The organism is Gimibacter soli, assembly GCF_028463845.1.
Classification (GTDB): Bacteria; Pseudomonadota; Alphaproteobacteria; order Sphingomonadales; family Kordiimonadaceae; genus Gimibacter; species Gimibacter soli.
In genome coordinates, this window is the sequence record NZ_CP116805.1 from 1,588,193 (window position 1) to 1,600,810 (window position 12,618).

Here is a 12,618-nt window from a genome sequence, read left to right on the forward strand (position 1 = left end):
GGAGTCTTGATATGCATGTGATTGGTCAGCCACTCGTCCTGAAGGACGGTACTCAAGTGCCGCTCAGTCCGGGAATTCGTTGTGGCAATCTCGTTTTTCTTTCGGGTCAGCTCGGCCTCACACCCGAGATGACGCTGGCCGGTGATGACGTCGTCGTGCAGACGCAGCAGGCGCTTGCCAATATCGCAAGGCTCCTTGATGAGGCTGGCTCCAGCATGTCGCATGTCGTGAAGGCGACCGTCTGGCTCACCGACAAGGCCGATTTTCCTGCCTTCAATAAGGCCTATGCGGCGGCATTCGGAGGATGTTTTCCTGCGCGGTCGACGGTTGTTTCTGATCTGCTCATTCCTGGCGCGCGCGTCGAAATCGAAGTTGTCGCATGCGTGCCGGAGAACTGATCGGAGCAGCAATCGCCGCGGTGTGCGCATTTACCAGTGCGCCGGGTGTCTCAGCGACCGACCCCGCGATTGAGTGGCAAGAGCCTTGTGCATTCGAAGCAGCAAAAGACGTTGCACCTGACCGCGTGAAATGTGGTGTGCTGACCGTCCCGCTTGATTGGTCAGGGAGTGGTACGGCAGCCGCCCGTTTGCCAGTCGCTGTTATTCGTACCCTCTCTGATACCCCGCAGCCTGACCCGGTGGTTTTTCTATCGGGTGGTCCGGGCGGCGCGCCGACCACATCGGCTCATTCTTTCAGTCTGTTCGCTGCGCACGCCTTCGGCAAAGACAGGGACATCATCCTGTTCACCCAGCGCGGTGCCCAGTCGACTGAGCCCGAACTGCGGTGCGATCCGTTGCGTGATATCCGGCTGTCGATTGTGGCGGACGACATGACCATGGCTGAACGCGACGCGAAAATATCGTCGGCAGCGCGAGCCTGCCTCGCATCCCTTGCTGCAAAAGGCATCCCGCTCCATGCTTTCTCAGCCAAGCAGAACGCGCATGATATGCGAGCGTTGCGGCAAGCCCTCGGGGTGCGGCAATGGAACCTCCTTGGGGTCTCCTATGGCACCTATATGGCCCTTGAAGCGGTTCGGCTCGACCCAGAAGGCGTTCGCACCTTGATCTTGGATTCCGTTGTCTCGCCTGAAAGCGATCTTTTCATGTCGGAAGCCAGCGGCAATTTCGAACGTGGCATCAGCCGCATTGTGGAGGCTTGCGCGGCAAGCGAGTCCTGTTCCGGTCATTTTCCCAATCTTTCAGCTTCGTTAGACGCTATCGTGGCCGCCCTCGCCAAAGCCCCGCCCACGGTGATGCTGACGGGCAAGGACGGCAAAGCTGATGTTCGGGTAGTGGTCAACGATCATGATTTTCTGAGCCTGATCCATTGGATGCTCTATAGCCCGCAGGCACTGCCATTGGTGCCAATGTTGATCGATGCTACGGCATCAGGAGATTTGGGGCCGCTGACAACGCTGATGAATAGCGTTTACCCCGCTCCCGCCGCAGTGGGGGACAGCGCAGCAGGAGCATTTTTCGCCATTGTGTGCGCCGACCAATATCGGCCGTCACGCGGCCGCGATCTCGGCAAAGGACGCTTCGGCCACTTCGCGATCATCAGCTTCATGCAAGATGTCTGCGCCGATCCTGTGCGCGGTTACGGCAGGATGCAGTCGTCCGAACCCGTCCGTGTCCAGACGCCGACCCTGATCCTCAGTGGACGTTTTGATCCAATGACCCCTGATGTCTACGCCGAAGAAATCGCTGGAACCCTGCCCAACAGCCAGCTAGTCCGCTTTGGCAACTGGGGGCATTCCGTCCTCAGCGGTTATAGGGAATGCCAGACAGATCTTGCTGCTGCATTCCTGTCGAAGCCGGAGAGCCATCTTTTATCTTCATCATGTGACGCGGAGAAGCTTTCACCGGAATTCAGAGTTCAGCTATCAGATCGAACCTAGCCTTCTGCCGTGCGTCTCGCGAGGAAAGGTGCCGCCGCACCGTTGTTAAAATCCTGAAATTTCGTGCGCCAAAACTGCGCCAAGTCATTGTAACTGATTGATATAATTATAACTCTGGTGCCGGCAGAGGGCGCCGTAAGTATGACAGGGAGAGCGGTGCGGTCACTATGGCATTGCAATGGCTTGGAAATGATGCCTGCAGTCGCGACGCTACCCTGATAGCCATAATAGACGCCCTATAATTCTTTCAAGTTTGTCTGAATTATATTTCCCTAATCATACACATGGTTTCGGCTTGGACCTTGGGGTTGAGCAATATGCCTGCCCCGCTCAGGGGAGGGCCAGATCATGTCATTTGATGAGTTTTTGGCGAACTTGTCGCTTGGTCGCGATGACTTTGAGCGTGTGAAGATGGGGCGTCTTACGCACGATGAAGAACGGGAGGCATTGGCGCTTGTCAGAAGCACAGAGCTCGAAAGGCAGCTTCGGCATTTGCTTGAGGGCACAGGTGGTCGGCAGGTCGTTCCCTTCCGTTTTGGACCGAAACGCCTGTCCGTGAATGACCGTCAGCCCTTTCACTTTCACTACCAGTCGCACAGTCGAGCGCGGCAAGAGGGGCTGCCGCTTTCGCGTCTTCTCTATCGTCCTCTTGGCACGGAATGGCCGAAAGGGACGAGACGTCATGAGCGAATTCGCGACAAGCAATCCGGACGCACTCTGGTTTCTTTGCCCATCAGAGCCATGCCTCCCAAGGACTGGTCACCTGTTCCCAGAACGCAGGCAGTTTTTTTGAGAAAGGGGATTGCTCCAGGAACGAATGCCTGGTTTGCGACAGAATATTTAATACGGGCTGAGGCGGTGGAGACGGATAAGCATGGCGCGCTGATCTATGCCAGTCGCGATGCTCTGAAGCCTGAACTGTGGCAGGCTATCGAAGATATTGAACGGCGCGGCGATGGGCGCTTGCAGACACGTATTATTGCTGAGCTGCCATATGAGTCAGAAATAGGCCCTTGGGGCCGCCGTGAGATTGCGAGAAAGTTTGCTGTCTGGTTTGAGGAACTAGGCTTGCCGCACGTTATTGTGGTGCATCGCCCTGACGATCATGGTGACCAACGGAATTATCATTTGCACGTCGTGTTTCATGATCGGTCGATCTCGATAGTTGATGGCGATCTGTGGTGGGAAAACCGTAAAGATCCGAGATTTTATGCGGGCAAAAAGTCAAATGGTCCTGTGGTCGAACTGCGCCGTTTGTATGCAGACCTCTGCAACGAGCAGTTTGCATGGGCGGGATTACCACGACGCTTTGACCCCGCAAGTTATAAAGAGCTGGGGATAGAGGCTCATCCTGCCAAACATCTCGGTAAGGACGCGTCAGCGCTTGAGCGTTCCGGGCAGCGAACCGCAAGCGGTGATCAGAACTTCCATATTGCACTGGAACGCAGTTATAACCTTGCGAGAGACGCCTATGTGGGCCGTCGGTCTAAGATACACAAGGCGCTTGAAGACGCGCAGAAAATCAAAGACCGGTTGGTTGCGGCTCATCGTAGGGTGCTGAGTATTTTTGCTGAGGAGGGTGCGGGCTGGCGCTTGGCCAGGAGAGAGCCGCCCAAAACAAAAAGGCACGCGAGGGCGCGCCCGGTGGAAGCTTCCTTAGCTCAGGCTATTGAGGCCATCGAGACATCGATCAAATCAATTGAGTGGGCCATGCCAATCCCGGGATGGAGCGTCTTCGCTGATTGGCGCTTAAGCCTGCTGAGGGATGTGTGGCCTGTGTTCCTAGAGCAGGGCAGGCTTGCCGAGCTTGCTAATGTGATGCGCGAGCATTTTTCAAAGCGGTATGAGGCTGCTCACTCCGTGGAGAGGAGGCATCTTGATGCGGTTGGGGCCAATGCTGACAAGTTGCTGTGGGAAGCGGAGGGCCAAGTGCATCTGGCGGAGGCTGCAGAAGCCTGGCTCAGGATGGATTCCGGGGAAAAGGTAGAGCTGTCACCGTCTGGGCCAGCTTCGCAGTATTTGCGTGATTGGCAGCCAAAGAGAAGTCGGTTCCTTGGCTGGTGAACGAAGCGCTTTTCATGATCGCCCAATAGAAAATGAGAAGTATAAAGACCCGGAGTGAGTAGGCAGCATCCAGTGCGCAATTCCGGGTTTTTGAATACGACTACTGTATATGGTTAGTGTATACGGCTACTGATGTGTCATGACTCTTTATAATGTATTGTTTTATAGGCGTTTTTTTAAATTCCCATCGCTCTTGCCTTCGTCAATCTCGAGATGCTGTCAAGTGTGCTTGAAGCCACCGGTCGCAGGGACAGGTGTTTGATTGGGGACGTGACTGAGCCATGAGATGCCTGAATAGACCGCGTTTCAACCTTCTGTCGACTTACTCCAGCATTGTGCGAGGGCTGTTACATGATGGTAGTAGGGTGTAGCAGGCTCATTCTTGGGTGTAGCAAGACTTTTGGGCCGTGTAGCAACGAAAATTCCTCCTGTAGCAAAATGCGGAGACGGAAAATCCGCGATGTAGCAAATGGTCGGAATTTTGCGAGATTATGGCAGGTGGCTGTTACAACGCGCCGGGGTTGTTGTCAGATTGGGATGTCTGTGACTTGTTCGGGAGCGGGTATAGTGGAAAAAAGGAACAGGATATTTGGGAGCTGAGAAGGAAAGCTGCGGTGCCAAGCAACATTCTTGACGCATCTGATCACTTCAGGATCAAAAGGGGGCTCGATCACTGGTGCCGATGTGGGGCTGGTAAAGAGGAACTAATATCTCTCAGGGAATATTTTGCGAAATTTCCGGCCGCGGCCATGATCCTGGACCCGGCAACAAGGTCCGAGGCTAAATTTTATGCTGACCCCGAGGATAGAGAGAGGTTGCGGCGGCGGTGATCCATTTTCTTTGCTGCTTACCGGACGAAGAGCTTTTTCTCGCCGCGACTTCCGAACAGTCTGAGCTTAGTACGCATGCGTTCTATGATGGCCTGGCGACTGGATCGAGCCGCCCGCCGCTGGTCGCAGTCTTAATGCACCAGGGGCACGTCATAGGGCGTAAGGAAGTGAGTGCGGAAACGTTCGAACGGATTTTCGAGCGCGATTATGGCACTGCACTGTTATCGGCTAGAGGGTTTGATGCCGTCCATCAGTAGACGAACGGCTGGGCTGACAAGAGGGCACGGGGCCTAATGTGTGTTGTTCTTCATCCACTTTTCCAAATCGATATCTCTGTACCGAACTACACGGGCGCCAAGCTTTACATAGCTTGGGCCGTCTGATCGCCTGCAACGCCAAGTCCTTAATGTGTTTGGTGACAGGTTAAGATATTCGGCTGCTTCATCAGTCGTTAGTAAGGAGACCCGCGTTTCTGCTCCAGGAGACGACATAGCACGTTCCTTTTGGCGGTTTGACCAAGAGAAAGCTACGCCCGGTCAATGGGTGTAGGAGGGCGTTATCCGATCAGAATTCGGGCTTGTAGAAAATATAATTCAATAAGAATTGGCCACCGAGATCGCTTTTTATGCTTCTCGCACTTGTCATCGGGCGGGCTGCTGAAGCTGATATGCCCTTGAAACTGCTTCCTTTACTAGTTTCGCTACTGTTTGTGCGTCCTTCTTTATCCCAAAATTTGCGATGAGCGCCTTTGCTAGAGGACGATGGGCCGGATATCGCCCGTGCATTTCCTTCACCTTTACCAGGACAGGGGCGAGTATCTCGACGTGTGGATGCAAGGATTGGCGGGAATTCCTATAGTTTTCGAAGGTGTCTGGGGGAAGCAGGTCGATTATATCTTTATATAAAGGGCTATCTGCTGTTTTTATCTTGCGGGCAATCGGCGTGGTTCGCCTTCCAAGCGTGAAGCGAAAGCGATGCGGCCACGATTTGATAGGATTGGCCCCAGCATTGATGAGTCCTGCGGGAATAGGGATGCCGCGGCGTTTGAGCCAATCGGCAAAGTCATGCTTTATCATGAAGAGATGATTGAATGAACGCTCGGTGATGGCCAGGTCATGCCTCAGATTGATTTGTGAGACGGTGTGGACGAGGGCGGCCAAATCTTCGGCTGAACTGCACCTTTGGTAACCTGAAACTAAGTCGCCAATTTCTAGCTGACATTTTTCAGTGATGAGGCCGAAAGTCTTGAGCCAACCACATATGCTATGGGAATGGGTTTCGTAGAATTCAATTCGTGGAGGGAGCCCGATATCGGTTGTCTCAGACGAAGGCGCAGCGTACCTCGAGAATATCTGGAAACGAGTTTCTCCAGGGACCCGTATACCCTCCACCCGAGAATACTCGAATTCCGCCGCCATCACATCTTGAAGCCAAAGGGTGAGCAATTCGAGGCTGTCGTCAATTCGGTCTGAGGTGCAGCCATTGATCATCACCCAAATGCTTAGGTAATCTGTAATATCGTGAGAGGGTCTGGTTGCAAGCGCTGCATCGCGAATAGCTGAAATGGCAGCTTCATCATCAAAATCACCCGTCAAGGCTTTAAGGGCGTCAGGGGCTTCTTGTGGTTCTGGGGGTATATATCTACGGCGGCTACGGTCATCTGTGCGCCTGGATGTTTTGCGGAAAATGCGCTTCAAGAGATTCAAGATGGCTCTCCCCAATTTGCATGGACAGATTGCGTGGGAAGATTATCACGTTCAGGCCACATTGACATCTATCGTGGTGAGCGGTGATCTTCCCGCGAGGAGGCCATATTTTCTAATCAGACGACAAAAGTCCTACTTGCTTACCTATTGCTTACCCGGCGCAAAGCACGAGCGCCCCGCGAAATCGCGGGGTCGATAAGTTATTGATTTTATTGATTTAAATGGTGCCGGCTGCAGGGATCGAACCCGCGACCTGATGATTACAAATCAACTGCTCTACCAGCTGAGCTAAGCCGGCACCTTGAAGGTAGGTGGCGGTGTTTTAGTCGTAAACGGCGGGGGGTGCAAGGGGGAAAGCGGACTGGTGTTCACGCGCCTGCCGGGCGGGGCTTGCGGCCACTCGGGCGCGTGCCTATCTGAAGGGGTGAGAGCCCTTTTACCCCCTGCCGGAGGCCCCTTGCATGAGCGCCATCATCCTTGCCTGCCCGCGCTGCGCCAGCCGCAACCGCATGCCGATTGACCGCCTGACCGGCGATGGCAAATGCGGCAAGTGCGGGGCCGCGATGTTCAATGGCCGCCCGGTGGAGCTGACGGCTGCGAATTTCGACCGGCACGCCGGGGCCGACCTGCCGCTTGTTGTCGATTTCTGGGCGCCCTGGTGCGGGCCGTGCCGCACGATGGCGGCGGTTTTTGAAGCGGCTGCCGCGGGGGTGGAGCCCGCCGCGCGCTTCGCCAAGGTGAATACGGAGGCGGAGCAGCAGCTGGCCGCGCGCTTCCAGATAAGGTCGATCCCCACGCTCGCCATCTTCCACAAGGGGCGCGAGGTGACGCGGCAATCGGGCGCCATGCCCGCCGGCATGCTGGCCCAGTGGCTGGAGGCGCATCTGCCGGTGCCGGGCTGACCCGGCCTCAGGCTTTTTGCTGCAGCCGATTTTACAAAAATGTTGCACCTGCGAAGAAAGTCCCTTGCCAAGCGGGGCTCCGGGATGTTCTGATTGGCGTGTCACGGAGGCGGGAAGGCAATGGCTTTCAATGAGATGTTGGCGGGTGACGGCAGTATCCGGCCACCCTATGCACAATATGCCGACTGGTTTGCGGCGCAGGACCCGAAAGGGCTGGCCGCCAAAACGCTTGAGGCCGAGCGCTTCTTTCGCCGCACCGGCATTACCTTCGCGGTTTACGGGCAGGATGGCTCGCCCGAGCGGCTGATCCCGTTCGATATCGTGCCGCGCATTGTTTCGGGCGCCGAATGGCGGCGGCTGGAGCAGGGGATCGAGCAGCGCGTGATCGCGCTCAATGCCTTTCTCGAGGATGTCTATAACCGGCAGGAAATCATCCGCGCCGGCCGCGTGCCGAAGGAACTGATCGCCACTAACGAGGCTTTCCTGCCGCAGATGATTGGCTTCCGGCCTCCGGGCGGCGTTTACACCCATATCATCGGTACCGATATCGTGCGCACCGGCGAAGGCCAGTTCCATGTGCTGGAGGATAACGCACGCACCCCTTCGGGCGTTTCCTATATGCTCGAGAACCGCGAAACCATGATGAAAATGTTCCCCGAACTTTTCGCCATGCACCGCGTGCGCCCGGTGGAGAATTACACCACGCTGTTGCGCCGCAGCCTTTCGGCATTGGCACCCGCCGCGTGCGATGGCCCGCCGACGGTCGCCGTGCTGACCCCCGGCATCTATAACAGCGCTTATTTCGAGCATTCCTTCCTCGCCGACCAGATGGGCGTGGAACTGGTGGAAGGATCGGACCTCCGCGTGGTGGATGGCCGCGTGGCGATGCGCACCACGCGCGGCTACAAGCCGATTGATGTGCTGTATCGCCGGGTGGATGATGATTTCCTTGATCCGCTCACTTTCCGGCCCGATAGCGCGCTTGGCATCCCCGGCATCATGGATGTGTACCGCGCGGGCCGCATCACCATCGCCAACGCGCCCGGCACCGGGATCGTGGACGACAAGGCGATCTACAGCTATATGCCGGACATCATCGAGTTTTATACCGGCCGCAAGGCGATCCTTGAAAATGTGCCCACATGGCGCTGCGCCGAGAAGGACAGCCTTGCCTATGTGCTGGATCACCTCTCTGAACTCGTGGTGAAGGAAGTGCATGGTTCGGGCGGCTACGGCATGCTCGTGGGGCCTGCAGCCAGCAAGAAGGAACTGGCAGCGTTTGCCAAAAAGCTGAAGGCGCGCCCGAAGAATTATATCGCGCAGCCGACCCTGTCGCTTTCCACCGTGCCGATCTTCGTCAAAAAGGGCCTCGCCCCCCGGCATGTGGACCTGCGCCCCTTCGCGCTTGTTTCCGACAAGGTGAAGATCATCCCCGGCGGGCTCACCCGCGTGGCCCTGAAGGAAGGGTCACTGGTGGTGAACTCGAGCCAGGGCGGCGGCACCAAAGACACCTGGGTTCTGGAGGACTGACGGGATGCTCGGACGCGCCGCCGATGGTCTGTACTGGATGTTCCGCTACACGGAGCGGGCGGAGAATATCGCGCGCCTGATTGATGCAGCCGCCCATATGGCGCTGACCCACACCGATCCCGCCGATGACGGCTGGGATTCGGTCCTGAATAGCGTGGGTGGCCACGCGGCTTATTGCGCCAAATATGAAGGTGTCACCGGGCCGCAGGTCATCGATTTCCTGCTGCGCGACTGTGATAACCCGTCAAGCGTGCTGAATGCCGTTTATTCGGCGCGCAACAATGCCCGCACGGTGCGCACCGCACTTACCCGCGACGCATGGGAAAGCACCAACGAATTCTGGCTGGAAATGAGCCGCATGCTCGCCCGGCCCGTGAAGCCGTCGGACCTGCCGGAAACGCTGGATGCCATCAAAAGGCACACCGCGCTCATCCGCGGGGCCTTCCACGGCACGATGCTCAGGAACGAGATTTTCGATTTCGCCCGGATCGGCACCTTCATCGAGCGTGCGGACAACACGGCGCGTATTCTGGACGTCAAATATTATGTCCTGCTGCCGGCGGTTTCCTTTGTGGGCTCGTCTTTGGATAACGTGCAGTGGGAATCGATCCTTCGTTCGGTGTCCGCGCACCGGTCCTACCGCTGGGTTTATGACGCCGATATCCAACCCGCCAAGATCGCCGAATATCTGATCCTGTCGGAGCGCATGCCGCGCGCGCTGACCTTCTGCTATCAGAAGATCCGCGATAGCCTGACCAATCTGGAACGCGAGTACGGTGAACGGCACGCGGCGCACGATACGGTCGCACGGACGCTCGCAACCCTCGAGAACCGCGTGGTGGCCGACATTTTCGATGAAGGCCTGCATGAATTCCTGCTTGGTTTCATCGAACGCAATAACCAGCTCGGCAGCGAGGTGGCGGAGGCATACAGGTTTTACTGATGCGGCTGAAGATCACCCATACGACCGAATATCAATACGATTCCCCCGTGCATTTCGCGCTGCAACGCCTGCGCCTGCGCCCGCATTCCACGCCGTGCCAGCAGGTGCTGGACTGGAAGCTGACGCTGGAGGGTGCCACGCACGAGGTTGCCTATATCGATCATTTCGGCAATGCGGTGGACCTGATCTCCTGCCTTGGCGAAAGCCACACGATCCGCATCCATGTGTCGGGCGAAGTGGAAACGATGGACAGGGCAGGCGTCCACGGCCTGAACACCGGCCCCGTGCCCCTTTGGCTTTATGAAGAACCGACCGCATTGACCACGCCCGGCAAGGGTATCCAGCAGCTGGTGCGGGCGCTGGACGCGGGTGAGGATGTGCCCCGCCTGCATGCACTGATGGCCGCGATCCGGGAGGCGGTCGCCTACAATATCGGCATCACGCACGCCGCGACGACGGCGGAAGAGGCGCTGGCCCACGGCGAAGGTGTGTGCCAGGACCATAGCCATCTTTTCATCACGGCAGCCCGGCTGATCGGTTTCCCGGCCCGCTATGTGAGCGGTTATCTGCTGCTGGATGATACCGCCCATCAGGCGGCAAGCCACGCCTGGGCGGAGACCCATGTGCCGGGGCTTGGCTGGGTCGGCTTCGATGTTTCGAACGGCATGTCGCCCGACGACCGCTATGTGCGCGTCGCCGTGGGGCGCGACTATGCCGATGCCGCCCCCGTGGCCGGTATCCGGCGGGGCAATGCCGAAGAATCGCTTGCCGTTTCGATCCGGGTCGAGCAGTAATGAAGGCACGGGCAGGCAGTATCCGCCGCCCCTTCTGATGGATGGAGCGACATGACCTATTGCGTCGGCCTGCGCCTCGATAAGGGCCTTGTTTTCATGTCCGATACCCGAACCAATGCGGGCATCGATAATGTCTCCGTTTTCCGCAAGATGTATCGCTGGGTGCGCCCGGGTGACAGGGTGCTGACGCTGCTGGCAGCCGGTAACCTTGCCACCACGCAAGCTGTTGTCGGGATGCTGGAGGAGCATTCAAAGGCAGCAGACGAGCGCGCGCCTTCGATCCTGCAGATGCCATCGATGTTCCAGACGGCCAAACTGATCGGCGAGACGCTGAAGGAAGTCATTTCGGATAGTGCCAAGAATGGCCCCGAGAGCGAGGCTACCTTCGGGGCCAGCTTCATCCTTGGCGGGCAGATCAAGGGCGGTGCGACCCGGCTTTTCCAGATTTACCCCGAAGGCAATTTCATCGAGGCAACGGCGGACACGCCTTTCTTCCAGATCGGCGAGCACAAATATGGCAAGCCGATCCTCTTGCGCGCCTACGACCCTGCCATGAGCTTCGCGGAAGCGACCAAGCTGTTGCTTCTGTCCTTCGATTCCACGCTCAAGGCCAACCTCTCTGTCGGCCTGCCGCTGGACCTGCAGTTTTACGAGGACGGCAGCCTGAAGGCGGGCGCGGAATTCCGGATCGACCAGAACGATCCCTATTACCGCGCCATTTCGGATGGCTGGTCCGATGCCCTCAAGGCGGCCTTCGCAAGCCTGCCGGATTTCGACCGGGTCTAGGCTGCCGCAAGTGAGGCTGTGAACAGCTTCACGGGAATGCCGCCGTGGGAAAAGGCCAAGGGCTCGCCCGTGAACGGCAGGCCAGTGGCGCGGGCGAGCTTGTCGGCGCCTGTGACGATGCCGACCCGCCAGCCGCCGAAACGCTCCGTCAGTACGCGGCCGAGAGTTTGATAAAGCGGCAGGAGCTTTTTGTCGTCGCCCAGTCGTACGCCGTAGGGCGGGTTGATGAAAACGAGGCCCGCCGGCCCTTGAGGCGGTGTCAGGTCGCTGATCGGCTGGCGAGCGAAGCTCGTGATGGCGGCCACACCCGCGCTGTCGGCATTGGCCGTGCTGCGGCGGATTGCGCCTTCATCGCGGTCGAAGCCGTGGAAGCGGAAGTCGGTCTCGCGGCGGAACTGGCCTTCCTTCATGGCGTCCCAGGCGCTCGCATCGAAGGTTTGAAGCTGCTCGAACGCGAAGGCGCGATCGCGTCCGGGGGCGAGGTTCATGGCAATCTCGGCGGCCTCAATCACGAAGGTGCCGGAGCCGCACATGGGGTCCACAAGCGGCATCTTGCCGTTGAAACCGGCGTGGCGCAGCATGAGGGCCGCCAGCGTTTCGCGCATCGGCGCCTTGTTCACGGCTTCCTTGTGGCCGCGCTTGTGCAGCGCTTCGCCTGATGTATCAACACTGAGGGTGCAGATATCATTCACGATCCGCGCCTTGATGCAGATGTCGGCTTCGGCGTCGACGGGGACACCAAGGCTCGCGGTGATGGCCTTTTCAATCCGCTCGGCTGCCGCCTTCGAATGATAGATTTTCGATTTGCTGCAACTGGCTTCCACGCGCACCGGCATCTCGCGCTGCAGGGTTTCACCCCACGGGAACTCGCGGGCGAGCTTTTCCAGCTCGTTCAGATATACGGCCCGGAAGCTGCCTAGGCGCACAAGGATGCGGCTCGCGCCCCTCAGCTCCAGATTGGCCCGCCAGACATCCTTCCAGCCACCCTTGATGGTGATGCCGCCCTTGGTGACCTGCGGCTTGCGGAAGCCCTTCTCGGCCACTTCCGCCCGCAGAACGGCCTCCAGCCCCGGAACGGTGGCGAGGAAGATTTCGAGATCGGTGTCGGTTGTCATGCGGGCAGGGCCTTTTCAGTGGGGTTGTTCAGCGTCTCCATAAACACACTT

At 57.9% G+C, this 12,618-nt stretch carries 11 protein-coding genes and 1 tRNA gene; 8 read left to right on the top strand and 4 right to left on the bottom strand.

Features of this window, described 5'->3' with window-relative positions; translation table 11 throughout:
- The first annotated feature begins 11 nt into the window (after positions 1-11).
- The 3 genes from PH603_RS07370 to PH603_RS07380 all read left to right on the top strand — a co-directional run bounded on the left by PH603_RS07370 (position 12) and on the right by PH603_RS07380 (position 3,961).
- A complete protein-coding gene (locus tag PH603_RS07370; protein WP_289505414.1) occupies positions 12-398 on the top strand; it encodes a RidA family protein in 387 nt (128 codons plus the stop codon).
- Positions 380-1,897 (top strand): alpha/beta fold hydrolase, encoded by a 1,518-nt coding sequence (locus tag PH603_RS07375; RefSeq protein WP_289505415.1) that lies wholly within the window; start codon positions 380-382, stop codon positions 1,895-1,897. Before PH603_RS07370 ends, PH603_RS07375 begins: the two co-directional genes overlap by 19 nt.
- Before the next feature lie 348 nt (positions 1,898-2,245).
- Positions 2,246-3,961 carry a MobA/MobL family protein gene (locus tag PH603_RS07380; protein ID WP_289505416.1) on the top strand — a complete coding sequence of 572 codons (1,716 nt, stop codon included), beginning with the start codon at positions 2,246-2,248 and terminating at the stop codon, positions 3,959-3,961.
- A 1,120-nt stretch (positions 3,962-5,081) separates the two neighbouring features.
- On the opposite strand, the gene PH603_RS16510 is transcribed toward PH603_RS07380, so the two are convergent.
- From PH603_RS16510 to PH603_RS07390, 3 genes are all read right to left on the bottom strand, one after another.
- Positions 5,082-5,282, bottom strand: a complete 201-nt coding sequence (locus tag PH603_RS16510; protein WP_353507374.1) for a helix-turn-helix transcriptional regulator — start codon at positions 5,280-5,282, stop codon at positions 5,082-5,084.
- A gap of 150 nt (positions 5,283-5,432) precedes the next feature.
- Positions 5,433-6,497 (bottom strand): hypothetical protein, encoded by a 1,065-nt coding sequence (locus tag PH603_RS07385; protein ID WP_289505417.1) that lies wholly within the window; start codon positions 6,495-6,497, stop codon positions 5,433-5,435.
- A 222-nt stretch (positions 6,498-6,719) separates the two neighbouring features.
- Positions 6,720-6,795 (bottom strand) — tRNA-Thr (locus tag PH603_RS07390).
- A 163-nt stretch (positions 6,796-6,958) separates the two neighbouring features.
- Between PH603_RS07390 and trxC the strand changes: the two genes are divergently transcribed.
- The 5 genes from trxC (at position 6,959) to PH603_RS07415 (ending at position 11,452) form a co-directional block, all read left to right on the top strand.
- Positions 6,959-7,399 (top strand): thioredoxin TrxC, encoded by a 441-nt coding sequence (gene trxC, locus PH603_RS07395; protein ID WP_289505418.1) that lies wholly within the window; start codon positions 6,959-6,961, stop codon positions 7,397-7,399.
- 135 nt (positions 7,400-7,534) lie between these two features.
- Positions 7,535-8,929, top strand: coding sequence for a circularly permuted type 2 ATP-grasp protein (locus tag PH603_RS07400; RefSeq protein ID WP_353507391.1), 1,395 nt, complete (start codon positions 7,535-7,537; stop codon positions 8,927-8,929).
- A 4-nt stretch (positions 8,930-8,933) separates the two neighbouring features.
- Positions 8,934-9,872, top strand: a complete 939-nt coding sequence (locus PH603_RS07405; protein ID WP_289505420.1) for an alpha-E domain-containing protein — start codon at positions 8,934-8,936, stop codon at positions 9,870-9,872.
- A complete protein-coding gene (locus PH603_RS07410) occupies positions 9,872-10,666 on the top strand; it encodes a transglutaminase family protein (RefSeq protein ID WP_289505421.1) in 795 nt (264 codons plus the stop codon). Before PH603_RS07405 ends, PH603_RS07410 begins: the two co-directional genes overlap by 1 nt.
- A 51-nt stretch (positions 10,667-10,717) precedes the next feature.
- Positions 10,718-11,452, top strand: coding sequence for a proteasome-type protease (locus PH603_RS07415; RefSeq protein WP_289505422.1), 735 nt, complete (start codon positions 10,718-10,720; stop codon positions 11,450-11,452).
- Here PH603_RS07415 and PH603_RS07420 read toward each other — a convergent pair.
- Positions 11,449-12,567, bottom strand: a complete 1,119-nt coding sequence (locus tag PH603_RS07420; protein WP_289505423.1) for a THUMP domain-containing class I SAM-dependent RNA methyltransferase — start codon at positions 12,565-12,567, stop codon at positions 11,449-11,451. The genes PH603_RS07415 and PH603_RS07420 overlap by 4 nt on opposite strands.
- Positions 12,568-12,618 lie beyond the last annotated feature (51 nt).